Raw genomic sequence first — 21,590 nt, 5'->3', positions numbered from 1 at the left:
GCGACACCGCGCGGCCGGCGTTACGGCCTGTTGAGCAGCGAGCAGAAGGCGTCGCCCATGACCGCCACTTCCTTCTCTATGCGCTCATCGGGCGCGCCGATGGAGACCGGTCCGAAATGGCCGGCATCGGTCATTCCCTGAACGACGCAGCCGTGAATCAGGAACGCCTTCAGGATGTCGAGGACCACCAGGTCGCCGCCGCCGCCGATCATCCCCTCCGAAGTGAAAGCGGCCGCCGCCTTCCCGTTCAACTTCTTGTAGTACTTGATGCTGTCGTCGATGAACTTCTTCACCGGCCAGGCCATGGTCCCGAAGTAGTTGGGGGAGCCGACCAGGAAGCCGTCGTAGGAGGGGAGGGTGTCGATATCCACGTCCTGGACCGCGATCAGGTCGGCCTGAACGCCGCGGGACTGGAGGTGGTCTGCTATCAGCTGGGCCATCTTGCGTGTGTTCCCCGACTGCGAATAGTACGTCACCAGCGCCTTTTTCATATTGCCTCCTTGATATTGGGAACCGGGTTCTTGAACGGAGGCTAACCTTACCCGCAAAATTCTTCCATTGGAAGCCAAAACTCCGGTGCTGGAAACATCATCGGGGGGGGCCTGGTGGCGGCGCTGAACCACGCCCAGGTGGTCTCCTGAAAGAGGAGGCGACGGGGACGCAGCGCCTGAGAAATAAGTTTACTCATTAGTCCGGATGGGGTAAAAGAGGACATGCTTTACAAAGTTGCCATGACACTCCTCCTCACCATCTGGTTCTCTTCTTCCGCGCTCGGATACAGCGAGCCGTCAGCGCAGGATCTGGAACAGGAATTCAGCCGTTACAGCGAGTTACTAAGAACCGACGGCAAAAACCCCCGCTACCTGAACGGGCTGGGCTTCGCCTGCTACCGTTTGAACCGGCTCCCCCAGGCCATCGAGGCCTACCAGAAGTCTCTTTCCTACGACCCGCAAGCCACCACCTTCAACAACCTCGGCGCGGCCTACCTGCGCCTGAAGCAATTTGAAAACGCCGAACATGCTTTCCGCAAGGCCCTGGAACTGGATTCCTCCGCGGTAAAGGCGGCTTACAACCTGGCCGTAGCCCTTTACCGGGAAGACCGTTTTTACGCAGCCTACCAGGCCTACCGCCAGGCCAAGCAGATAGACGCAGACTACGTGAAGAAACGGTTTGAAGCCTCGAACGCGCGGGACGAACTGCGCAAAGCGGTCCTGCAGATGCCCGATAAAGATGCGTCACGCCTGGCGCTTAGACGGCTTGAGGCCGAATAGCGTGCGCGCGTGGATACTTTGTCTGGCGGCTTTGGGTGCAGTCTTCTTTTGCGCGCCCTTTGCCTTTGGGGGAGAGTGGGGGCCGTGGTCCGTGTCGCCGGCAGCGCCGGTCTTTGAGCAGCCGCAGCAGGCAGGGCGCCGGCAAGACCTGCCGAAAGCGCGGCTCATCGACGCGCCGTTTCTCGGCCTGCTCAAGTTCTACCAGCTGTTCATCTCGCCCATGGACGGCGACCGTTGCCCCCTTTACCCCACCTGCTCGCAGTTCAGCATCCAGGCCATCCGGCGCCACGGTCCCGTTATCGGCGTGGTGATGACCGCAGACCGGCTCATGCACGAGGCGGATGAGAGCCGCCTTTCCCAGAAGGTAATGGTCGGCAACCGCATCAGGGCTGTCGACACCCTCGATGACAACGATTTCTGGTGGTACAGACATGACTAGAACCATTGCCGCAGTTTTGCTGATCTTAGCCTGCAGCAGCGGCGCCGCCTTTGCCGCGCCGTTGCAAATTACCGCGGAGAGCGCGCTCTCCTTTGGTGACCACCTCTTCGACGAGGGGGATTATTACCGCGCCATCTCGGAATACGAGCGCGTGCTTTACTTCTTCCCGGCCGAACCGGCGGCGAAGGCGGCGCAGTACAAGATAGCGCTCTCGTACCTGAAAGGGGAGAAGTGGGGGGCTGCGGTGGAGAAGTTCCGCACCCTGGCCGGGCGCTACCCCGAAGAGGAAACCGGCCGGAAGGCGTTGTTCATGGTTGGGGAGAGCTATTTCGCCAAAAAGGATTATGCTGCGGCGCTCGCAGCCTACCAGGAGTTCGTAAGCCGCTACCCGCAGGAGCCGCAGGCCGACGAGGCGCGCGTGAAGATGGGGTGGTGCTACCTGTTGCAGGGGCAATGGGAGCAGGGGGCAGGGGCCTTTGGCGGACTCCCCAAGGACTCCGCCCGGCACGAGGAGGGGATGCAACTTGCGAAAGCCGCCGGGCAATTCCCCTTGCTGCAGCACAAATCCCCCTCCCTTGCGGCGGGGCTGTCGGCCGTCCTGCCGGGCGCCGGCCAACTCTACGTCGAGCGCCCCAAGGACGCCGCCATCACCGTGCTCTTGAACGGCCTTTTTCTCTGGGGCGGGCTGGAGGCGATCCACAGGGGGAACAACGTTGCCGGCGGCATCCTCCTTGGTTTTGAATCGGGATGGTACATCGGCAACATCTACAACGCGGCCAGCAGCGCCCACAAGTACAACCGCAGCCGGGAAAGGGATTTCATTGACAAGCTGCAGGGCGAGTTCGGCATGTCTCTTGGTCGCAACGAAAGCGGCAAAGCCATGCTGGCGCTCACCTTCCGCTACTAAAGACGCAAAAAAAAGCGCCCGGCGGGGTTGCCGCGGGCGCCTTTTTGCTGCCGGTTTCTTGCGCTGCCTAGGGTTTGCTCCAGAAGTCGAGACGGATGTCGTTGTCCGTTTTTCCTGCCGCGGCGTCGAACGCCGAGCTTACCTTCACCAGGCAGCAGATCTCGCCCAGAATGCACTCGCCCCAGGGGAAATTTCCCTTGAAATCGCGGTTGTACCACTCGCCCGAACCGGAGAAGACCATGGAGAGGACCGTTGCGGCCCCGGCATCCTTCGCGGCGGAAGCGAAGCTCGGGAAGGTCAACATGGAACAGAGAACTGCCAGATACACCAACTTTTTCATTTCTTTTCCTCCTGTTTGCTGGTTGCTATTTCCACTCCCGCAGGGAGCTCGAACCGAAAAACCTGATCCGCTATCGCCTCGTCGACCCTCACCTCGCTAAGGCTCAGCGCGGTCTTGTAAAATCCGTCGGGGGCGCGGGTGGTGGACGCGATCTCCCGCGGCAGCCAGAACCCGGGAGCCGCCTGGTACAGGGACGACGCTTCCGTGCGCAGGACCAGCTCCCCGTCCGAGTCGTAGATTTCCGTCTTGAGCGGCACCGCTTTTTCCTGGTCGATGTAGACCTGGTAGCGCGGGTTCGCCCCTTCCACCAGCCATGCCTTGTTGTCCCCCACGCGCGCCGGTGTCACCTTCACCGCCCGGCGCAGCATCTCCTGATAGTTCCCAAGCCTCAGCCCGTCGACCGAAACCCGTCCGAACGCCCCGCTCAGCACCATGGCCCGCTTCTGCGGCGAAAGAGAGGCCAGTTCCGTTTTCAGTGCCTTGCCTGCCGAAGGGAGATATTCCAGAAGAGAAGCGCCGTCGGTCACGATCAGCCTGTTGTAAGGCTCAAGGTAGTCGATTCGGACCTTGTCGGGAGACTTGAAGTGGAAGAGCCACCTGTCGCCGGCGGCCTGCTGTTTCGAGGTGGAGAATCTTTTGACCGAGTAGGAGATCGATTGCAGCCTGGCAAATCTGTCTTCCACCCTTTTGAACAGCTCAGCAGCGGAAGGAGCTTCGTTTGCTCCAGCTATCTCAGTCTGATGCAAACAAGCAATGCAGAAAATGTAGAGTATCAGTTTGCGTAAGTTCATTACAGGTTCTGTATCATTTGGAGGCAAGATTGTCAAAAACATAGTGTTATTAACAGATTATTTGTAATCATAAATGTATGTGCGCTTATTGGAGTGCCGCATTGCGACATTTATATACAATCGTCTTCGCGCTGCGTCACAGTTAAACAGAGGACAATGACGCAAGATCAACAGTTTTTGCCTTACCCGCAGTGTCTTTTCCTTTTTGAACTAAACTTTTAGGGCGAAGTTCCGATAAAAGAAGTTTGGTTCACTTTGATGTCAACGCGAAATCGAAGGCTAAGGAGTTGTGCATGAAGAGCTATAAGGACTGGGGGATTTTTTCCAAGATCGTGAGTCTTTCCTTGCTGTCATGGCTGGTGCTGGTGCTGGCTGCGACATTCGTCTTGGTTCCCTATATTAGGGAACTGCAGATTTCCGAGAAAAAGGATTCGGTCCGGTTCCTTGTTGAAGAGGCGTCCACCATACTTGCCAACTACCAGAAACAGGTCGATGCCGGGGCGCTCCCCAAAGAAGAGGCGCAGAAGCGGGCCGCCTTCGACATAAAGGCGCTGCGCTACGACGGCAAGGAGTATTTCTTCATAAGCGACCTCGACAACCGTCTCATAGCTCATCCGCTGCGCCCCGAAAACGAAGGGAAGGACATGAGCTCGTTCAAGGACGCGGACGGGAAATTGATCTACCGTGAGTTCACCAAGGCGGCGTCGGGGGAGAAAGGTGCGGGTTTCGTCGAGTATCGCCAGCTCAAACCGAAAGAGTCCAAGCCGCAGCCAAAACTCAGCTACACCAAACTCTTCAAGCCGTGGGGATGGGTGGTCGGGACCGGCATCTATATCAACAAAGTGGACGAGGACATGGGGAGAGTCAGGTTGGCGATTGGACTGGGCCTTCTGTGCGTCTTGGGCCTGAGCGTCTTACTGGCCCTTATGGTTTCGCGCACCATCACCGGGCCGGTCAAGGAGGTGGTGGACAGCATAAAGGACATCGCGCAGGGGGACGGGGATCTAACCAAGCGCTTGCCGATCCACGGCGACAACGAAATAGGCGACTTGTGCGTCTGGTTCAACACCTTCGTGAGCAAAATGCACGGCATCATCTCGCAGGTATCCGACAGTGCGATTCAACTCTCCTCGTCTTCGGTCGAACTGCAGGCAAGTTCCAGGGAGATGTCGGAGAGCATCGCGACACTTTCCTCTCAATCGACGTCGCTTGCGACAGCCGGCGAAGAGATGTCCGCCACCTCTTCGGACATTGCCGGCAGCTGCCATCTGGCTGCGGACAACGCAGCAGGGGCGTCAGGCAAGGCATCGGAAGGGGCAGGAATCGCGGGACAATCCATTTCGGTCATGCAAGCGATTGCCGCTCGCGTCAAAAACGCCGCAGACAGCGTGGAGCAGCTGGGGAGCCGTTCGGACCAGATTGGCGCCATCGTCGGGACCATAGAGGACATCGCCGATCAGACCAACCTGCTGGCCCTAAACGCGGCGATCGAGGCGGCACGTGCCGGGGAGCAGGGGCGCGGTTTCGCGGTGGTCGCTGACGAAGTGCGAGCCCTTGCGGAGCGGACCACCCGCGCCACCAAGGAAATCGGGGAAATGATAAAGTCGATCCAGAAGGAGACCAGGGACGCGGTGCAGACGATGGAGCAGAGCGTGGTAGAGGTGGAGCAGGGGAGCAACCATGCCGCCGCCTCGGGGAACTCTTTGCAGGAGATTTTGGAGATCATCACCGCCGTTACGGAACAGATAAGCCAGATTGCCACTGCCGCCGAGGAGCAGACCTCCACCACCCGGGAAATCAGCCATAACGTCTTGAGCCTCAACGAGCTTGCCCACCAGAACAGCAGCGCCATCGACGAGGCCGCTAAAGCCGCCACCGGGGTAGCCAGGCAAACCGAAGAGCTGCAGAGGTTGGTGCATCAGTTCAAGCTGTAACCGGGGGAGCGGCTGGCGTTCAATCAAGCCTTTGCCGGTAGGCGTTCAGGAACCTGGCATCCTCCGCGTAGGTGACGGGGTAGATGAATGGTACTGTCTTTGGTTCCATCTCGTTGCCGACGTTGCGGAAGGTGAAGAGGCATGAATTGGAAAGGGCCTTGTTGTGGGCGTCTCGGCTGAAGCGCTCTATGTCGGACTGCACGGCGATGGTCGTCTTCCCGGTGAAAACAACCCGTGCCGTAAACTTCAACTGGTCCCCCAGAAACACCGGCTGGTTGAAGTTGATGCGGTTCACCTGGCAGGGGACCACCCGGTCCGGGGTCACCATTTCGGCGGCGAGCGCGGCGAGCTCGTAGGCCTTGCGGATCAGGTACCCGCCGAAGATCGTCTTCGGCACGTTCTCCTGCTCGGGATAGGCCCGAAGGGCGCTTTCCAGCATGAGCGACCCGGCGCGAACGCCGTCGAAGTCGACGGACTCCTGTTCCTTGTGCAGCTTTTTCAGCAGGAGGTACTCCTCCAGGGAGGGCATTTCCTCCGCCTTCGCCAGACTTTCCCGGTACGCCTGGCGCCGCTGCTCGGCCTTTTGGTGCCTTTTCTGCTCTACCGGCTGCCTGTAGTCGAGCGGGGGGAGCGTCAGGCTCTTTGCCTCTTGATTGTCCGCAGAACGGGCGACCATGGTGAAGTAGCAGCTCGCCAGGTGGCTTGAACAGGTCCCCAGGCACTCAACCCGGATCCCCACCTCCATGGAAGATTTCCCCACATGGTTTATCTGCGCCGAAAAAACAAGATCATGCGTGGTGTCGGCTGGGTTTCTCACCACGATGCTGTCTATGGCGGCGGTCACCACCCGTGCTTCGGGATAAAACTGGTTCACGTACCCGAGCGCCGTGTTTTCGGCGACCTTGTCCAGTACCTCGAGGAGCTTCCCGAATCTTATATTCCCGGGCATGTCGCCGTCCTTCGCCAGAAAGCGCCGTGCCAGCACCCGGTCGGTCGAGAAGGGGAGCACGAACAGGTAACGGGTTTCGTGCGGCGTCAGTTGGAGGACCTCATTTTTATTCGTTTCATCGCTCACTCTAGTCACCATCCTTTTCGCAGGTAGCAAGATCCATAGAAGGTACCACAAGTTTAAGCTGGCAGCATTTCAGGCGCACTGTCATAGACAATTATCCATTCAGTCTCCTGTTTTGCCCAACCGTGCACGGCATCACCATCTACAGCGGCAAGCTCTAAAAGAGCACCAAGCTCTGCCCAATTACGGTGGGAATTCTAATAGGCGGAGAGATCGAGCTCCGCAGTGTCGATACGGGGAAGTCGTTGCCCGAGCCGTTTCTCGATCACCTTGAAGTGCGCCAGATCTTCCGGGCAAAGGAGCGTCACGGCGACCCCGGCGGTTTCGGCCCGGCCGGTTCTCCCGATGCGGTGTTGATAGTCGATAGGAGACCGGGGAAGTTCATAGTTGACCACATGCGGAAGGTACTGTACGTCGATGCCGCGGGAGGCGAGGTCCGTTGCGACCAGCACCCGAAGCTCGCCGGATTTGAACCTGGCCAAGGCGGAGGTCCTGCCGCCCTGGCTCATGCCGCTGTGAAATGCAGAGGCGCTGATCCCGTTGGCGACGAGCTTCCTGGTGACGTTGTCGGCGCGCTTTTGCGACGAAGCGAAGATCAGCACCTGTTTCCAGTCTCCGCTTTTGATCAGATACCTGAGTAGGGGACCCTTGCGGCTTGAGTCCACCAGGTAAATCTGCTGGGTAATCAGCTGCGCTTCGGTTGCCGTCGCCTCGATTTCTATCCGCATCGGGTCGGTCAACAGGCTCGCCGCCAGCCGCTCAACCTCCGGGGGGAAGGTGGCTGAAAAGAGCAGGTTCTGACGTTTGGACGGGAGCAGGGCGAGGATCTGCTGCAGTTCCTCTTGAAAGTCCTCCGCGTAAAGCCGGTCGGCTTCGTCAAGGACCAGGGTGGCGACGGAGGAAAGCTGCACGCTGTTTTGGGCTACGAGTTCGAGTAGCCGCCCGGGAGTGGCGATGAGCAGCTCTATCCCTTTCAAAAGTATCATCTGGGGGTTGATGGCGACCCCGCCGAAGACTGCGCCGGTCTTGACCCGAGGCTTCAGGTGCCCCCCGAGCTGTTTCGCGACCTCCTCTATCTGGGCGGCGAGTTCGCGCGTAGGCACTAGGATCAACGCCCTGAGCCTGCGCCGCTCCCCCGCATCCCGGCAATGGATGAGTTGCAGCAGCGGGAGGATGAAGCTCGCCGTTTTACCCGATCCGGTCCTGGCGATGGCGATCACATCCCTTCCCTTTAAAACTGCCGGAATCACCTTGCTCTGGATGGGGTAGGGACGCTTGTATTCAGGCTGCTCCGCGATCGCGCTCAACAGTTCGGGGTGCAGGCCAAGGGATGCAAATGACATTGATGGAACTCCTGTGCCTAAAAGAAAAACCACAGGAAGAGCCTGTGGTCCGCCTGCATCTTATAGCATGTAGTTGCGCACTGTCACAATCCCTTTCCGGACGAGCCGGAGCCCCCCTTTGACCAGCAGGCTGTCACAGCGGACGGGGTGTAGGCGAAATCGGATGCCTCGCCTGCGGCTTGGGGCGAATCGTGAAGCAAATAAGTGGAATTGACTTGACCCTGTCCAAAGTTAAACTGCGGTAAGGCGATTCGTCATGATAACCCCCCGCCAGGCCCTCACATCTTAAAGCGCGAAACTTCGGGCAGGCTCCCAAGAGGCGAGAATGAAGATTCTACTCGTTTATCCCAAATACCCCGACACCTACTGGAGTTTCCGCCATGCCATGCCCTTTATCGACAAGAAAGCGGCGTTTCCTCCCCTGGGGCTGCTTACTGTCGCAGCGATGCTGCCGCAGAGCTGGGAAATGCGGCTGATCGACCTCAACGTCGAGCCGCTCTCCGACGCCGACCTCTTCTGGGGCGACTACGTATTCGTCAGCGCCATGACCGTGCAGAGGGAGTCCGCACGGCAAGTTCTGGCACGATGCCGCGACAGGCAGGTCAAGACCGTTGCAGGGGGGCCCCTTTTTTCCGCCTGCCATGACGAATTCCCGGAGGTGAACCACCTCCTTTTGGGCGAGGCCGAGGAGACCTTGCCCCGATTCCTGGCAGACCTCTACAAAGAGGCGCCGCAGCGGCTTTACCGCCCCGAGGGGCGCCCCGACCTCTCCAGCACACCCATCCCCAAATGGTCGCTTATCGACATGCGCCACTATGCTTCCATGAATATTCAGTACTCCCGCGGCTGTCCCTTCGACTGCGAGTTCTGCGACATCACCCAGCTCTTCGGCCATAAGCCCAGGACCAAGAATCCGGAACAAGTGATAGCCGAGTTGGAGGCGCTCTATGCGGCTGGGTGGCGCGGCGGGGTTTTCTTCGTGGACGACAACTTCATCGGCGACAAACATAAGCTGAAAAGGGAAGTTCTCCCGACGATACTGTCCTGGATGAAGGTTCATCGGTATCCCTTCGTTTTTTTTACCGAGGCTTCCATAAACCTTGCCGATGACCCGCAGCTCATAGAAATAATGGTCGCCGCGGGGTTCCAGGAGGTCTTCATCGGGATCGAGAGTCCGGAAGAAGATTCGCTGAAAGAGACCGGCAAGTTTCAGAACAACAACCGCGATCTGGTGGCCTCCGTGCATTATCTCCAGCGGGCGGGGCTTCAGGTGCAGGGAGGCTTCATCGTCGGTTTCGACAGCGACTCGCCGGCCATCTTCGAGAAGCAGTTCCGCTTCATCCAGGAAAGCGGCATCGTCACCGCCATGGTGGGGATACTGATGGTCCTTCGGGGCACCAAGCTCCATAGCCGTCTCTGCCGCGAGGGAAGAATCATAAGCACGTGCAGCGGGAACAACACCGATACCGCCCTCACCTATATTCCCAAGATGGGACAGGAGGTGCTGGTCGAAGGATACCAGCGCCTGATGAGAGCCATCTACTCCCCCGAACATTTCTATGCACGGCTGACGACCTTCCTGAAACAGTATCGGCTTTTGGGCCCCTCCCCCTTTTCCATGCTGCAGCGGCGCGATATAAGGGCGTTCTTTCGCTCCGTGCTTTTCCTGGGGATTCTCGGCAAGGAGCGGCTGCACTACTGGAAGATTTTCCTGTGGACCCTCGTCAGGAAACCGCGGCTTCTCCCGTTGACCATAACCCTCACCATCTATGGTTTTCATTTCCGTACCGTAGCAGAAGAAATCTACGGCTCCCACGGCAGAGACCGGTAAGACGGCGGCAAACCGGGCACGAAGTGAGAGCCCATCCGGCGCCGACGGCTCATCGCCATTCTTGCTTCTTCTTCACCCTGCCATGACCCACAACTCGGCCTTCTTAACCATACGCGGCTGCATCATCCGATGCAGTCGCGTTTTAGTCTCCGCCGCAACCACTCCCTGACGGCCAATCGTTCGCTACCAGCGGCAGGAATGGGAAAGCCTTCCCTTTTCTGGCCACGACCAACCCGTTCAAATGTGATCCCAATCAAAATTAATATTCATTGATGTTGGTCTGCTGTGCGTGCTAATCTGCTGCGCGGTTTCCATTACGGATGTGCCCGGAGAAAAGTCCCTTGTTAGAGCGACGAAACAATCGAAGCAAACTCAAATGAAGGATGGCAGCGACAACAGACCGCAGCCAGACGCCGCCCCTGCGCCCTGATCATAGAACCAGCTATTTGGTAAGGAGCCGGCATGAGAACGATGGACAAAAGCTTTAATCTCAAGGTTCATGCGCCTCCTGCCGAATGTGCGAGAGAATCTGCCCCGTCAGTAACGTACTGCTGCAAGCGGGCAAACCAGTCTGGCACGGCAACTGTGAACAATGTTTAGCGTGCATTCAGTGGTGCCCGGCAAAATGCATCCAGTATGGAGGCAAGACAAAGGAGTACGAAAGATACCATCATCCTGAAGTGATGATGAGAGATGTTATGCGCGAGCATGTTGGAACAGACCACCAAACCAACCCTGCCTGAGAAGGTTCGGGATATACCGAGAGCGAGATACCCTGAGCTGAGGAAGAGGACACTGTAATGATAGAAAAATTCGAGGGATTTCCTGCCGCTACTTTTCATTTCCTAAAGGAGTTGAGCGAAAACAACAACAAGGAGTGGTTCGAGCTTCATAAAGTGGATTATCAGGATAATGTCCTGAAGCCTTTGCAGTCATTGGCAGCGGGACTAGGGCCATTTATGCAGAGCCTCGATCCTGATTTGGAAGTAAGGCCTGTGTTGAACAAGACGATTTCCCGCATCTATCGGGATACGCGGTTCTCAAGGGACAAGTCCCCGTATAAGACAAGTCACTGGATTACCTTCAAGCGGCCGAGAATCGAGTGGAAGGATTACCCGGCATATTTCTTCGAGATTTCCCCGGACTCTTACCGTTACGGCATGGGCTTCTACAGCGCCAGCCGCGAAACCATGGACAGGTTCAGGAAATCTATCGACTCCAAACCGGCTAAATTCCACTCGGCCACCTCATTCTTCTCAAGCCAGAATACCTTCATAATCGAGGGCGATGGATACAAGCGCCCATTGAAGCCCGGCATCCCCGACGAGTTGAATGACTGGTACAACAGAAAAAGCATTTACCTTGTTTGCAATCAACCGGTTACAGCCAGCTTTATCGACAAGACGTTGATCTCGGACTTAGTATCCGGCTTCGGAACCATCGCCCCTCTCTATCACTACCTCTGCAAAGTGGCCGCATATTGACCATCCCACTCCGCGCGGCAACAGCTGAAAGGAGAAAAGTATGAGTCCAAGGTACGGATTGATCCTACTTCTCTTATTGCTGTCCGGATGTGGTTGGCTGGGCACGAGGTTAGAACCTGGCATCGGGAAGCCGGCAGAGAGGGACTCCTGAAACTGAGACAAGGTAAAATCAGGAGAAAGTTTTGAGCGCGCATATTGAGCCATTTCACCATGACTCCAAGGAGAGCCATCTTAATTTTAAAAGGAACTTTTAATATGGATGTCTTCCAGTCTCGTCATCAGTCACTGTTTTTAATCTGTTTTCTGCTGGTCGGTTTGCTTAATACCGGTTGCTCGGCGATCAAGGGGGGCTCCATGGTCCGGGGCGGCTCGCCTCAGAGCATCTTGACCAGCGATGAATCTGTCCAGGCAGAGCAGATGGCCCATCTTCTCACCGTAAAGGTCAGGGTCGACGATTCCCCAGAGGATCTGACTTTCATGGTGGATACAGGCGCCCTTACCGTCATAGACGAACAGGTCGCCAAAAGGTTCGCGTTCAAGGACTCGGTGACAAATAAGGTTGCGGACTCCGCGGGGAACAAGAAAGACGTCCGCCTCGTCCAGGCGAACAGAATAAGCGTAGGTAAAGCCGCCGTTTCAGACTGCGCTGCTGCGGTTGTCGATTTGAAAAAATATGCGCCGAATATAGACGGCCTGCTAGGTTCGAATTTCCTGAGGTTTTTTACAGTTCAGCTGGATTACCGGAACCAGCGAGTGACGTTCCTGGGTAAATCGGAAGGACGCTCCTTCGACGGTGCGATGAAGTTGCCGATGTGGAAAAACATGAAATTCGGATTTGCGCCTACCATGAAATGCGAACTGGACGGCTCCGTTACTCTCGATTGCATGATCGACACCGGGCACGATGCGATCGCCTCGTTTCCTCTCTCCACTCTCGACAAACTGCCTCACTTCAAGACAGGAGAATATATCAGCTCCAACGGCTCAATGGGAGCCGGAGTATTTGGCAAAGACACCGAAAGTTATCTGGTCAAAACCGATCGAATAGCATCCGGCCCCATAATCATAGAGAATGCGGCAATTGTCTCTAACCGCTTTGAAGATGTTATGACCCTTGGCGCCGCATATCTGAAGAATTTCATGGTGACCATCGATTACCCAGCCTCTCTTCTGTACTTGAAGCCGTTCGACGATCGGCATCTTGAAAAGGAGATGATGTCTTACGGATTCGCAGTCTCGTATGAGAAGGGTAAGGCTATCGTGAGCGGTTTATGGAAAGGAAGTGCCGCAGACAAAGCAGGATTGTCGGTCGGTGACGAACTTATTGCCTTGAATGGCCGTGTGACAGCAGGAATGTCTTTGTTCGACATCATGCGGATAACGAAATCGAGCGAGACCTTGAGCATTTCCTATATCAAGGGGTCCAGTGGAAATAAATCCGAATTGACCCTCCGCAAGGGGGACTTGACGCTCCTTTTCCCCAGGTCGCCCAGCTGACCTGAGATCAAACGTGAAAGCACTTCTTCAGTACATTTTCGCACTTTACCCGCCATGCCTCGTTGCTGCTGCATTGGTGTGGCTGGTAAGGGGCAAGCCTCGGCACCGGCTTGAATGGGCTCTATCGACCGCAACCTGTGGCAGCGTCGTTGCGTTTGCATTTCTGACTGCCCCCTGGGCGCTTACCAGCTACTACCTTCGTTTTGCTTCCCTGGTTCTGTTTGCCCTCGCAGTTGCCTACTCGATGCGAGGTACGAAGTTCAACGATAAAGCCAGGCATTGGAGCAGGTTGTGCTTTTCTATCTCCCTGCTTGCTCTTCTTCTGTTTCTCGTGCTGGATGTCTTGGCCATTGCAGCGTTTCATCAGCCGGGAAGCGCCCTCAACCTGTCATTCCCGTTAGCTTCAGGAAATTACTACGTGCTCCAGGGGGGAAACAGCATGATTACCAATCCGTTTCATGTGTTAGGCGGAAGCAGGCTCGCCTTTGACGTTGTTAAGTTAAACGGTTTCGGCAATCGGGCCGACGGCATTGCTCCCCGCTCCTTAGCTGCCTATGAAATCTTCGGGGAGAGGATATCCAGCCCCTGCGCGGGAACCATCCTGTTCGCTCAGGACGGGTTGCCGGACAATGCACCCGGACGTCCGGATGTGGAACATCCGGCGGGAAATCACCTGGTCATGAAGTGCGCCGACACGGAACTCTTCATGGCGCATCTAAAGCGCGGCACTATTAAGGTGAAAGCTGGTCAAGTCGTTTCTGCTGGGGAGTTACTCGGTAAGGTGGGAAATTCCGGCAACACGCTGGAGCCGCACCTGCACATCAGCGCGAAAATGGGCGGGGCTGAGAGATGGCTTACCTTTGAAAATCGAAAACTGTCAGTGAACAGTGTCGTCATTGAGTAATCGGCTTCCGGGGAACTCAGGGGGGCGACACCAATCGGAATACCCGGCCGGGTTCATCGGAATACGCATGGCAATTGAGTAAATTCCTGGCTGATCAGCACATTGACAGCTGTCTTTCACCCTCCCCCTATTTCCTGAACAAAATTTGGTTCCCGCCGAAAACCCCGAACAACCCTCCAGAGCCTGAGTTGAAGGCTACATAAAATAAACCTATAAACCTCTGTGTCATAAAAACCTTAGTACCGGCTAAGCAAAAGGAGATACCCGCGGTTCGGAGAAAGCGCACTCCTGCAGGCAACACCTCAGCTTGCATGCCAACGAGACGTCTTCGCCTCCCTTGCCAAGCAACGTTGTTGGATTAACTTTGATAAATCTTCAACCCAAAACAAGGGAGGACCTACGAAATGAGAAAGAAAGCCTTGGTCGCATCGGTAGTATCAGCTTTGGTGATTGGCGCATCCGGAGTGGCGGGCGCGAGCCCGATTTTCCAGGACGACTTTAATGGCGAAAATGCAGGAAACGAAGCCCTTAATTTCAGTTCCTTCAACCAATGGACGGTTGTTCCCGGTACAGGCACTGTCGATCTTATCGGTAACGGAGGAACTTTTGATTTCCTTCCAGGCAACGGTCTGTATGTGGACTTGGATGGATCGACCGGGCTTACGGGGTTGCTGCAATCAAAGTCGATTTCAGCTCCAGCCGGCAACTATGTCTTGAGTTTTGACTTAGCTGGCAGTCATAGAGGCACAACTGAATCAGTATCCTCCTTCTTACCAAATGAACTAGCACCTGCCGCAGTATCTTCTCTTTCTCTTAATTTAGGTAATGTCACCCAAATCCTTAACATCGCATCAAATCAAGGTTTCCAAACCTATGATATTCCTTTTAGTTTAGCTACGCCAGGATCCTTCAGTATCGCCTTCCGGAGCATCGGCGGAAATGGCGACAATATTGGCGCTCTTTTGGATAATGTCTCAATCGCCCCTGTTCCGGAACCCAGCACAATACTGCTTCTCGCTTCAGGTTTCTTCGGCGTAGCGATCTACGGTAAGCGCCGCAAGAACAATACAACTTAAGCCAGAAAGTGACGAGGGGATAGCCGCTGTTGCTATCCCCTCTTTGAGCTTGATGAATGGCTGACACTATTGGTTGACTGGATATTTTCGTCTTGGTCCAGTGTATTTATTTCTTGTGAAATTATGATCATGAAAATGCCTCAGGTCCTTCCGAGCAAGTTCCGAAGCGTTTGTCACTTGCATATACCGTGGCCTATCAGCCGGCTATCCGGTTAGTGAGATGGTCAATATTTGAATTGGAGAGTAGGGAGCTGCTGCCATGGGAACCACTGGAGCGGCAACAATGTCGTATGCCAGGGTTCCCGGTCTTTTGCTAAAGAGAGCGCCGCAGCAGAGATAACCACGTCATCGCTCAAGCTTGGAGAGTGCCGCCGGCGTCACATCCTGAAACCGGAACAGATGCTTTCCCTCATGGTCCTTCAGAAAGTCTTCGGCTTCCGGCCGGTGGGCAAAGGGTATCAGTTCGTGTCCCATCGGGCCATAGACGTCGCTGCCTGCAACGTACAGGGCTTTTTTCCCGTCGATGAGGTTAAGCTCGTAATAGTTGGTGACAAAGATGTAGGTGACATCGGACATCTGCCTGCCGGGAGCATAACGAGGGATGTCCAGATAGAAGGTAAACATATCTCTTGCGCCGTCGAAATGAAACACTTGGCCGTCTTCGAATTTGATTTGGGCGGCAAAGTCGAGATATCTGGCTACGAACATCCCACAGACCGGGCACCTGTCTTTCGGCCCAACCTTATCCGGCTTTATATTGGCAGCCATTCCCAGCGAGGCGAGTAAAAAAGGAGTGATATATACTGAGAAATGGTTGAGGATGCGGCGAATCATCTGGGCCCCTCGCTGCTGCCCCGATGCTTAGCTTTGCGCCGCTCCCTGATCGTCTTCGTGTCTTTGTACATGTCGAGATAGGCAGCGCTGACGGAGTCATCGAATGTGTTAAGCGTCCCGCCATGTATGCCGCAGTAGTTGCAGGTCCGGTATTTATCGAGATCAGGGGGCGCAGCCAGAGCAAACCCGGTAATTGCGGCAATGACCAGGCAAGTGATGATTACTTCTCTCACTACTCTCATGTGCGTCCTCATGCTAATTGACCTGCTGGATCAGCTGCTCTAGCTTGGCTGCCGAGATCTGCCCAAGGACCTTCTGCCTTAGGGTGCCGTTTCTATCCAGTATGAACGCTGTAGGGAAGGCAAAGACCGTGAAGTCTTTCGCCAATGTAGAACCGGCATCCACCATTATCGGAACTGAGAGCCGGTTAGTTGCCGCTATTGAAACTAAATCTTTTTCCTCGTCGAACTCGTTTACCGCGATGACCGCCAGCCCCCTGTCCTTGTTCCTGCAATAGACCGGTTCCAGGTCCTCTTTCAGAGTTTCGCCGCAGCATGAATTAGTCCAGAAGTAAAGGACAACGACCTTGCCTTTCAAGGTCTCAGGCGACACCTGGTTGCCGCGAATGTCCCTTCCCGAGACCGGCGGCGCTTGCTCGCCTACCTGCACCATCTTCCTGTCGCACCCCGATGAAAAGATGGTCACGGTGATGGCGAAGAGCAGGGATAAGCAGCAGGTCAGTCGCGCCATCTGGTGATTCTCCCCCCCACCTCCAGTACCCCTGCGAGAAGCCAGTCCGGAAAATCACCCTCTTCGTTTCTGCCGGCCGCAGCAGCTTTGAGTTCCTCGAATAGATCCATCGGACTCCTAGCGCATCTCCTAAAAGTAGGGGGTGCCGCTTCGAATTGTACCGCAAACTAGCACAAATCCACCGGTATTGGAACGAATTCATAGCGTATACTCAAATAGGAGTGGCATCTTTTCTCAAATGTAAACGACATATTCTCAACAGCAATGTTGGTGTAAGCTGCTTTCGTTTTGCGCAAGATAATCGGATTCGTAGTCGACGACATCAAGGCAGGGAGGGCACCCTCGGCCCTGCTGTTGGCCGCTTTACCCGCGTGAGCGGGAATTCTGGACCGTCGCCCATGACCTATTCAAGAACGGACGCCCAGCAGGACCATATAAATATTTTTACACGCTCGTGGGGATACTCTGATGAAACGTGATGACGAATTGTCTGGAGATGGGGACGTTCAGTTGAAATGCGATGACGAATTGTCTGGAGATGGAGACGTTTAATTGAAACGCGATGACGAATTGTCTGGAGATGGGGACGTTTACTTGAAACACTCGGACGAATTGTCCGGGGGTGAGGGCATTTAGCTGAAACTCGATGGCGAATTGTCAGAAGATGGGGACATCTACTATAAGCAAGATGACGAACTGTCCAGAGATATGGGCCTTTAGTCGAAACACGACGGTGAATTATCAGGAGATGGGGACATTTAGTCAAAATGTCATCAATTCCTGCCACACTGGGGATTTTTACTGAACTGGAAGGCTGATTTGAGATGTTGAGACAACGAAGAGCCCCCGGAGGGGTCGTTCCACTGCATTTGCTGGACCGCCTCCGGGGGCAAATCAAGTAGAGCAACTGCTTCCGCTGACTGAGGCCTTACAAAAAACGAGACTACGACCCTTGTGATTCTGCTGGTGGTACGGTGCCGGTGCCGGTGCCGCGTTTGCCACGTACTCCTTCGCTTCGTAACGCGAACCCGGCTTGCAGCAGTGCCGGCAGATCTTCCTCGCTCGCCACTGCCTGTAGGTAATTCTGGGCCTTCTGGAACATCTCTTTCAGCTCTTTTCGGCTTCGGTTTCGCATGGTGATCTGGATGCGGTCGCCGGTTGCGCCCCTTTCGAAGCACTGCTTGTACTGGTCAAAGGTTTGTTTTAAGAGATCAATGGATGGCGGTGAATCCCCGGTGACACCCTTGTATGCTCCAATATTTTCCAAACCGGTGATGTACCGTTGGCTGTTAGCAATGAAAACGGAATCCCTACCCATCAAGTCGATTTTGATCTTGAACATCTCGACCTCCTTTTACAGCGGTTTACCTCGGTCAGCATCCGAAGCACCCCATGATCTTAGTCGTCGTTTTGCAGGCTGCAAGGGCTGAATAGACAAAGGTTTTATTTGTTAGCGAGGCTGAGTGTATTCATTAGCACCAGATGCGATGGAGAGGAGGCAACTAGGCGATATGCTTAGTTCATTGGTGTGCGATCTTCCCGGGTTAAAGGCGTCGGAGTAAAGACCGATGACTATGTAGTTGGACAACTAGCCCGAGCGATTTTGGGAAGGCAGAATCGGAAGCACGTGATATGCTGCGCCTGGGAAGCGGAAGAGATGAAAACGCGGCAGCCAGAGCGGCAGGCGTAGTAGGTATGCTGACAAAATTTCGATCAGGGAGTCTGGCTTTTTCTCTTTGAAGGGGGACGTTAAAGTTATGTCGTATCTTCGCAAGGCCATAGGGGCTGTGCTTTCATTACTGATTATCTCGACGGGTTCGCCTGCCGCGACCTTTGCCGGACAAGCTGCTCCCCCTGCACGGACCGAACTCGGCGTTGCCAGCAATTCCACCGCCAGGCTTAAAAAGGAAATCGACGCCATCCTCGCTCGTGAGTTCCTTCCCGTCACCAGCGCGGGGATCAAGGTGGTATCGCTGAAGCACGGCGACACCATCTACGAGTTCAACCCGCGGCTTCTCTTGGTTCCCGCCTCCACTCAAAAGGTCTTCACCGCGGTTGCTGCCTTGTCCATCCTGGGACCGGACCGGGAGGTCGCCACCACTGTTGGGGTTGACGCAGCGGGGGGGAGGATCTACCTGAAAGGATGCGGCGACAGTCTGCTCTCCGCGGCGGACTTGGCGACCCTGGCCGCGGCTGCGGCTTCCAAGCTGGACAAGGGGAGGGAGTACACTCTCGCCGCCGATCTTTCTTGTTTCGATGACCTCTACCGTGGCATGGGGTGGATGTGGGACGACGACGAGATGATGATCTCTCCATTGTCGGTCAACCACAATGCCGTCTCACTGCTAGTGCAGCCCGGCGCCAAGGCGGGCGCCCCGGCCGTTGTCACGGCGGAACCTCGCACCTCCTACTACACCGTTCAAAATCTGACTAGGACCGGTAGTGCCAAGGATGAAAGCAGCATCCAGGCCTCAAGGCGCCCCGGCGAGCGGGACAATGTGGTCACGGTGACCGGAGTGATAGCTTTGGGGAGCGCTCCCCAGGTGAAACAGGCGAGCGTCTGGCGCCCGGAATTAATGGCGCTCACCCTGTTCCGGGATGCGCTCCGGGCGCAAGGTGTGAAGGCCACGGATATGACTACGGCTACCACTCCGGCGGGAGCAACCGAGGTGGCCCGCTCCTCCCATAGCCTGGAGGAGATGGTTCGATTCGCGTTGAAGACCAGCGACAACGTGACAGCCGAGAGCCTGTTGAAACTGCTGGGTCTGCATGGAAGCGGAAAGCGGGGATCGGCGGAGGCGGGGAGTGCCGTGGTGCGCCGTTACCTGGAGAGGCAGGGGATAGCCACTGATAACGTGGTGGTCGCAGATGGTTCCGGCCTTTCACGCTACAACCTTTCCAGCGCGGACACCATGATTCAGGTGTTGCGCGCCATTCAACGCGACCCAGGGCTGTACCGGATCTTTCAGGAATCCCTTCCTGTAGCGGGTAAAGACGGCACGTTGAAGAACCGCATGAAGGGGAGCTGCGCCGAAGGGAACGTGCGGGGGAAAACAGGAAACATGAAAGGCGTCTCCGCTCTAGCCGGGTACGCCACCAGCGCCGACGGCGAACCGCTAGCCTTTTCCATCATCATCCAAAATTACGCCGCCTCAGGGAAGCAGGCACGCGAGGTACAGGATCGGATCGCGAAACTCCTCTGCGGCTTCCGGCGCACTCTCTGAGGTCCACGTCTCCCTCCTGGGGGCTTCACAGGGAGCGATTTCCCCAGGTTGTCTTTATTCTTGACAAAGGGCTTCCGTTTTTTTATTGTCGACCAAATGGTCGGTTTTTATAGCGGAGCATGAAAATGACACCTAAGGGTGAGGCAACACGGGATAAAATTCTGGAAACGGCTGCCGATCTTATTCATCGGCAAGGGTTCGGTGCCACCAGCATCAATGATTTGCTGGACGCCACCGGTCTGAAGAAGGGAAGTCTCTATTTTCATTTCCCGGGCAAAGAAGCGTTGGGACTCGCCATCTTAGAGAAGTCGAGTGCTGATTTCCTGCTGTTTCTCGACGCAGCCCTGACCGGCGCTACACCTTTGGCCCAGTTGGACAATTTTTTCGACCGGGTGATGAAGACCCACAGGGGGGCGGGATTCGTCGGCGGCTGTATCTTCGGCAATACCGCCTTGGAAATGGGGGATGCGGAGAGTTCTTTCGCGCCGTTCATCGAAAAAGTGTTCGAGGAGTGGACGCACAAACTGCGGACAGTCATCACGGCTGCCCAGCATAGTGGCGAAATACGCAGCGACATTCCTGCAGAAGTTCTTGCCGGCCATATGGTGGCTGCCATAGAAGGAGGCATCATGCTCTCCCGGCTGAAAAAAGATGCGAAACCGCTACGGAACGCTCTAACAGCGGTGCGATCATTGTTGAAAGGCTGAATTTTTTTCCCTAAAAAATAAACCAAATGGTTGGTTTATTGATGGTGCCGCAGGATGTCGGCGCCGGGACAGATCATGAGAAAAAGGGGGCAGCAAATGGCACGTGTGACCGGTGTGGCAGTTCAGGCAGTTTCAGGGGAAACAGCCGCGATATTCAAAGAGATCGAGGGGGCCTTCGGCATGGTACCGAACCTGTTCAAGACCTATGCCCATCATCTTCCCCTACTTAAAGCCAATTGGGGCAAAGTCAAGGCGGTAATCATGGAGGGGGTTCTGAGCCCGAAGGTGAAACAAACCATTGCGGTGCTGGTTTCCAAGGATAACGGCTGCGCTTATTGCGTGGCTGCCCATACCGGGGCATTGAAGGCGATCGGCGTATCCGATGGGGAGATTGCCCTTATCGAAGAGGATTTGGAACGGGCGGCGTTCACTGCCAAGGAAAAGGCGCTGATCGCTTTCGCCCGGAAAGCCAACACAGCGCCCCTTAGAATAACCGCCGCGGAATTCCAGGTGCTGCGCAGTGCGGGGGTCACGGATGGCGAGATCATCGAATCCCTTGGCGTAATGGAGCTCTTTACCGCCTTTAATAAGTTTCTCGATTGTCTGCAGGTGGAAATCGATTTTTGATGGTTGCTGGAAATGAAAGGGAGGTTTTATGAACTTTCTCGACAGGGAAAAGGAATTCATCAGGGCGAAGGTGCTGCCGAATTTCGATTGGGCGCGGTTCGACCTGCCTACTGAGCCGATGCCGTTGGCAAAGGCGGTTCAGGCGTGCCGGGTGGCACTGGTCACCACTTCGGGGGCATATCTGGCGGCAGACCAGGAACGGTTCGACACGAAAAGCCCTTTGGGAGACGACTCTTTCCGGGTGATCCCAAAAGGAATCGATCCGGGTGCAATCGCCCTTGCCCACCCAGGCTATGATACCCGCCGCGCCAAGGAAGACCTAGATACGGTTTTTCCGTACCAACTACTGAATAAGCTTGCAACACAAGGGATGATCGGTGATGTATCTCCCCGTCATTACTCCTTTATGGGCTTCGTGCCCAGTCCCGAGCGCCTCATCTGGCGCAGTGCTCCAGAGGTGGGCAGGCTCCTCAGGGAGGACGGCGTGGACCTGGTCATCCTGGTCCCGTCGTGACCGGTTTGTGCTCAGTCCGTTGGACTGATCCAGCGAGTATTGGAT

General features: G+C 55.7%; 24 protein-coding genes. 14 read left to right on the top strand and 10 right to left on the bottom strand.

Features of this window, described 5'->3' with window-relative positions:
* Positions 1–20: 20 nt before the first annotated feature.
* The gene (locus K419_RS0110780; protein ID WP_012532036.1) at positions 21–491 is read right to left on the bottom strand and encodes a flavodoxin family protein; all 471 of its coding nucleotides are present in this window, start codon (positions 489–491) and stop codon (positions 21–23) included.
* A gap of 222 nt (positions 492–713) precedes the next feature.
* On the opposite strand from K419_RS0110780, the gene K419_RS0110775 reads away from it, so the two are divergent.
* The 3 genes from K419_RS0110775 (at position 714) to K419_RS0110765 (ending at position 2,617) form a co-directional block, all read left to right on the top strand.
* Entirely contained in the window at positions 714–1,271 is a 558-nt protein-coding gene (locus K419_RS0110775) for a tetratricopeptide repeat protein (protein ID WP_026841591.1), read from the top strand.
* Between the two features lie 91 nt (positions 1,272–1,362).
* Positions 1,363–1,710 (top strand): membrane protein insertion efficiency factor YidD, encoded by a 348-nt coding sequence (gene yidD, locus K419_RS0110770; protein ID WP_226377681.1) that lies wholly within the window; start codon positions 1,363–1,365, stop codon positions 1,708–1,710.
* Positions 1,703–2,617 carry a tetratricopeptide repeat protein gene (locus K419_RS0110765; RefSeq protein WP_026841589.1) on the top strand — a complete coding sequence of 305 codons (915 nt, stop codon included), beginning with the start codon at positions 1,703–1,705 and terminating at the stop codon, positions 2,615–2,617. Before yidD ends, K419_RS0110765 begins: the two co-directional genes overlap by 8 nt.
* A 67-nt stretch (positions 2,618–2,684) precedes the next feature.
* Here K419_RS0110765 and K419_RS0110760 read toward each other — a convergent pair whose 3' ends face one another.
* The gene (locus K419_RS0110760) at positions 2,685–2,957 is read right to left on the bottom strand and encodes a hypothetical protein (RefSeq protein ID WP_012532031.1); all 273 of its coding nucleotides are present in this window, start codon (positions 2,955–2,957) and stop codon (positions 2,685–2,687) included.
* The gene (locus tag K419_RS0110755) at positions 2,954–3,640 is read right to left on the bottom strand and encodes a LolA family protein (protein WP_226377680.1); all 687 of its coding nucleotides are present in this window, start codon (positions 3,638–3,640) and stop codon (positions 2,954–2,956) included. The genes K419_RS0110760 and K419_RS0110755 overlap by 4 nt, the downstream gene beginning before the upstream one ends.
* A 401-nt stretch (positions 3,641–4,041) precedes the next feature.
* Between K419_RS0110755 and K419_RS0110750 the strand changes: the two genes are divergently transcribed.
* Positions 4,042–5,682, top strand: a complete 1,641-nt coding sequence (locus tag K419_RS0110750) for a methyl-accepting chemotaxis protein (RefSeq protein ID WP_035497155.1) — start codon at positions 4,042–4,044, stop codon at positions 5,680–5,682.
* 19 nt (positions 5,683–5,701) lie between these two features.
* On the opposite strand, the gene K419_RS0110745 is transcribed toward K419_RS0110750, so the two are convergent.
* Both K419_RS0110745 and K419_RS0110740 read right to left on the bottom strand, forming a co-directional pair.
* Complete coding sequence (locus K419_RS0110745; protein ID WP_026841586.1) at positions 5,702–6,757, bottom strand: acyl-CoA thioesterase; 1,056 nt, start codon at positions 6,755–6,757, stop codon at positions 5,702–5,704.
* 194 nt (positions 6,758–6,951) lie between these two features.
* Positions 6,952–8,097, bottom strand: a complete 1,146-nt coding sequence (locus K419_RS0110740; protein ID WP_026841585.1) for a DEAD/DEAH box helicase — start codon at positions 8,095–8,097, stop codon at positions 6,952–6,954.
* A gap of 325 nt (positions 8,098–8,422) precedes the next feature.
* Between K419_RS0110740 and K419_RS0110735 the strand changes: the two genes are divergently transcribed.
* The 6 genes from K419_RS0110735 (at position 8,423) to K419_RS23120 (ending at position 14,889) form a co-directional block, all read left to right on the top strand.
* Positions 8,423–9,928, top strand: coding sequence for a B12-binding domain-containing radical SAM protein (locus K419_RS0110735; RefSeq protein WP_026841584.1), 1,506 nt, complete (start codon positions 8,423–8,425; stop codon positions 9,926–9,928).
* 515 nt (positions 9,929–10,443) lie between these two features.
* Positions 10,444–10,671: a hypothetical protein gene (locus tag K419_RS23825; RefSeq protein ID WP_226377679.1), complete on the top strand. Its 228-nt coding sequence runs from the start codon at positions 10,444–10,446 to the stop codon at positions 10,669–10,671.
* A 57-nt stretch (positions 10,672–10,728) separates the two neighbouring features.
* A complete protein-coding gene (locus K419_RS0110730) occupies positions 10,729–11,412 on the top strand; it encodes a DUF2461 domain-containing protein (RefSeq protein WP_026841583.1) in 684 nt (227 codons plus the stop codon).
* Between the two features lie 255 nt (positions 11,413–11,667).
* The gene (locus K419_RS0110725; protein WP_026841582.1) at positions 11,668–12,909 is read left to right on the top strand and encodes an aspartyl protease family protein; all 1,242 of its coding nucleotides are present in this window, start codon (positions 11,668–11,670) and stop codon (positions 12,907–12,909) included.
* Between the two features lie 13 nt (positions 12,910–12,922).
* Complete coding sequence (locus K419_RS21970; protein ID WP_035497154.1) at positions 12,923–13,813, top strand: M23 family metallopeptidase; 891 nt, start codon at positions 12,923–12,925, stop codon at positions 13,811–13,813.
* A 404-nt stretch (positions 13,814–14,217) separates the two neighbouring features.
* Positions 14,218–14,889 (top strand): PEP-CTERM sorting domain-containing protein, encoded by a 672-nt coding sequence (locus K419_RS23120; RefSeq protein WP_084154198.1) that lies wholly within the window; start codon positions 14,218–14,220, stop codon positions 14,887–14,889.
* Between the two features lie 345 nt (positions 14,890–15,234).
* Here the strand turns inward: K419_RS23120 and K419_RS0110715 are convergent, their stop codons facing one another.
* From K419_RS0110715 to K419_RS21965, 5 genes are all read right to left on the bottom strand, one after another.
* Positions 15,235–15,723, bottom strand: coding sequence for a nitrous oxide reductase accessory protein NosL (locus K419_RS0110715; RefSeq protein WP_026841581.1), 489 nt, complete (start codon positions 15,721–15,723; stop codon positions 15,235–15,237).
* On the bottom strand, positions 15,720–15,965 hold the full coding sequence (locus K419_RS0110710) for a hypothetical protein (RefSeq protein WP_026841580.1): 246 nt from the start codon (positions 15,963–15,965) through the stop codon (positions 15,720–15,722). The genes K419_RS0110715 and K419_RS0110710 overlap by 4 nt, the downstream gene beginning before the upstream one ends.
* A 13-nt stretch (positions 15,966–15,978) precedes the next feature.
* Positions 15,979–16,473 (bottom strand): TlpA family protein disulfide reductase, encoded by a 495-nt coding sequence (locus K419_RS0110705; protein WP_026841579.1) that lies wholly within the window; start codon positions 16,471–16,473, stop codon positions 15,979–15,981.
* Positions 16,461–16,583, bottom strand: coding sequence for a hypothetical protein (locus tag K419_RS24280; protein ID WP_264175612.1), 123 nt, complete (start codon positions 16,581–16,583; stop codon positions 16,461–16,463). Before K419_RS24280 ends, K419_RS0110705 begins: the two co-directional genes overlap by 13 nt.
* Positions 16,584–17,416: 833 nt before the next feature.
* Complete coding sequence (locus K419_RS21965; RefSeq protein ID WP_051292988.1) at positions 17,417–17,815, bottom strand: hypothetical protein; 399 nt, start codon at positions 17,813–17,815, stop codon at positions 17,417–17,419.
* A gap of 415 nt (positions 17,816–18,230) precedes the next feature.
* On the opposite strand from K419_RS21965, the gene dacB reads away from it, so the two are divergent.
* From dacB to K419_RS21960, 4 genes are all read left to right on the top strand, one after another.
* A complete protein-coding gene (gene dacB, locus K419_RS0110690; RefSeq protein WP_051292986.1) occupies positions 18,231–19,697 on the top strand; it encodes a D-alanyl-D-alanine carboxypeptidase/D-alanyl-D-alanine endopeptidase in 1,467 nt (488 codons plus the stop codon).
* Between the two features lie 125 nt (positions 19,698–19,822).
* Positions 19,823–20,404: a TetR/AcrR family transcriptional regulator gene (locus tag K419_RS0110685; protein ID WP_026841577.1), complete on the top strand. Its 582-nt coding sequence runs from the start codon at positions 19,823–19,825 to the stop codon at positions 20,402–20,404.
* A gap of 96 nt (positions 20,405–20,500) precedes the next feature.
* Positions 20,501–21,031, top strand: a complete 531-nt coding sequence (locus tag K419_RS0110680; protein WP_026841576.1) for a carboxymuconolactone decarboxylase family protein — start codon at positions 20,501–20,503, stop codon at positions 21,029–21,031.
* Positions 21,032–21,059: 28 nt separating this feature from the next.
* Positions 21,060–21,545 (top strand): glycine/sarcosine/betaine reductase selenoprotein B family protein, encoded by a 486-nt coding sequence (locus K419_RS21960; protein WP_051292984.1) that lies wholly within the window; start codon positions 21,060–21,062, stop codon positions 21,543–21,545.
* Positions 21,546–21,590: the final 45 nt, after the last annotated feature.

This window comes from Citrifermentans bremense R1 (assembly GCF_000426865.1).
GTDB classification, from domain to species: Bacteria; Desulfobacterota; Desulfuromonadia; order Geobacterales; family Geobacteraceae; genus Geomonas; species Geomonas bremensis.
The sequence above is the reverse complement of the archived record's forward strand: the minus strand, read 5'-3'. Positions and strand labels throughout refer to the sequence as shown.

Coding starts and splice junctions, on each gene's coding strand:
- K419_RS0110780 (WP_012532036.1), bottom strand. CDS start 491: ATGAAAAAGGCGCTGGTGACGTACTATTCGCAGTCGGGGAACACACGC.
- K419_RS0110775 (WP_026841591.1), top strand. CDS start 714: ATGCTTTACAAAGTTGCCATGACACTCCTCCTCACCATCTGGTTCTCT.
- K419_RS0110765 (WP_026841589.1), top strand. CDS start 1,703: ATGACTAGAACCATTGCCGCAGTTTTGCTGATCTTAGCCTGCAGCAGC.
- K419_RS0110760 (WP_012532031.1), bottom strand. CDS start 2,957: ATGAAAAAGTTGGTGTATCTGGCAGTTCTCTGTTCCATGTTGACCTTC.
- K419_RS0110750 (WP_035497155.1), top strand. CDS start 4,042: ATGAAGAGCTATAAGGACTGGGGGATTTTTTCCAAGATCGTGAGTCTT.
- K419_RS0110740 (WP_026841585.1), bottom strand. CDS start 8,097: ATGTCATTTGCATCCCTTGGCCTGCACCCCGAACTGTTGAGCGCGATC.
- K419_RS0110735 (WP_026841584.1), top strand. CDS start 8,423: ATGAAGATTCTACTCGTTTATCCCAAATACCCCGACACCTACTGGAGT.
- K419_RS23825 (WP_226377679.1), top strand. CDS start 10,444: ATGTGCGAGAGAATCTGCCCCGTCAGTAACGTACTGCTGCAAGCGGGC.
- K419_RS0110730 (WP_026841583.1), top strand. CDS start 10,729: ATGATAGAAAAATTCGAGGGATTTCCTGCCGCTACTTTTCATTTCCTA.
- K419_RS0110725 (WP_026841582.1), top strand. CDS start 11,668: ATGGATGTCTTCCAGTCTCGTCATCAGTCACTGTTTTTAATCTGTTTT.
- K419_RS23120 (WP_084154198.1), top strand. CDS start 14,218: ATGAGAAAGAAAGCCTTGGTCGCATCGGTAGTATCAGCTTTGGTGATT.
- K419_RS0110715 (WP_026841581.1), bottom strand. CDS start 15,723: ATGATTCGCCGCATCCTCAACCATTTCTCAGTATATATCACTCCTTTT.
- K419_RS0110710 (WP_026841580.1), bottom strand. CDS start 15,965: ATGAGAGTAGTGAGAGAAGTAATCATCACTTGCCTGGTCATTGCCGCA.
- K419_RS0110705 (WP_026841579.1), bottom strand. CDS start 16,473: ATGGCGCGACTGACCTGCTGCTTATCCCTGCTCTTCGCCATCACCGTG.
- K419_RS24280 (WP_264175612.1), bottom strand. CDS start 16,583: ATGGATCTATTCGAGGAACTCAAAGCTGCTGCGGCCGGCAGAAACGAA.
- K419_RS21965 (WP_051292988.1), bottom strand. CDS start 17,815: ATGTTCAAGATCAAAATCGACTTGATGGGTAGGGATTCCGTTTTCATT.
- dacB (WP_051292986.1), top strand. CDS start 18,231: ATGTCGTATCTTCGCAAGGCCATAGGGGCTGTGCTTTCATTACTGATT.
- K419_RS0110685 (WP_026841577.1), top strand. CDS start 19,823: ATGACACCTAAGGGTGAGGCAACACGGGATAAAATTCTGGAAACGGCT.
- K419_RS0110680 (WP_026841576.1), top strand. CDS start 20,501: ATGGCACGTGTGACCGGTGTGGCAGTTCAGGCAGTTTCAGGGGAAACA.
- K419_RS21960 (WP_051292984.1), top strand. CDS start 21,060: ATGAACTTTCTCGACAGGGAAAAGGAATTCATCAGGGCGAAGGTGCTG.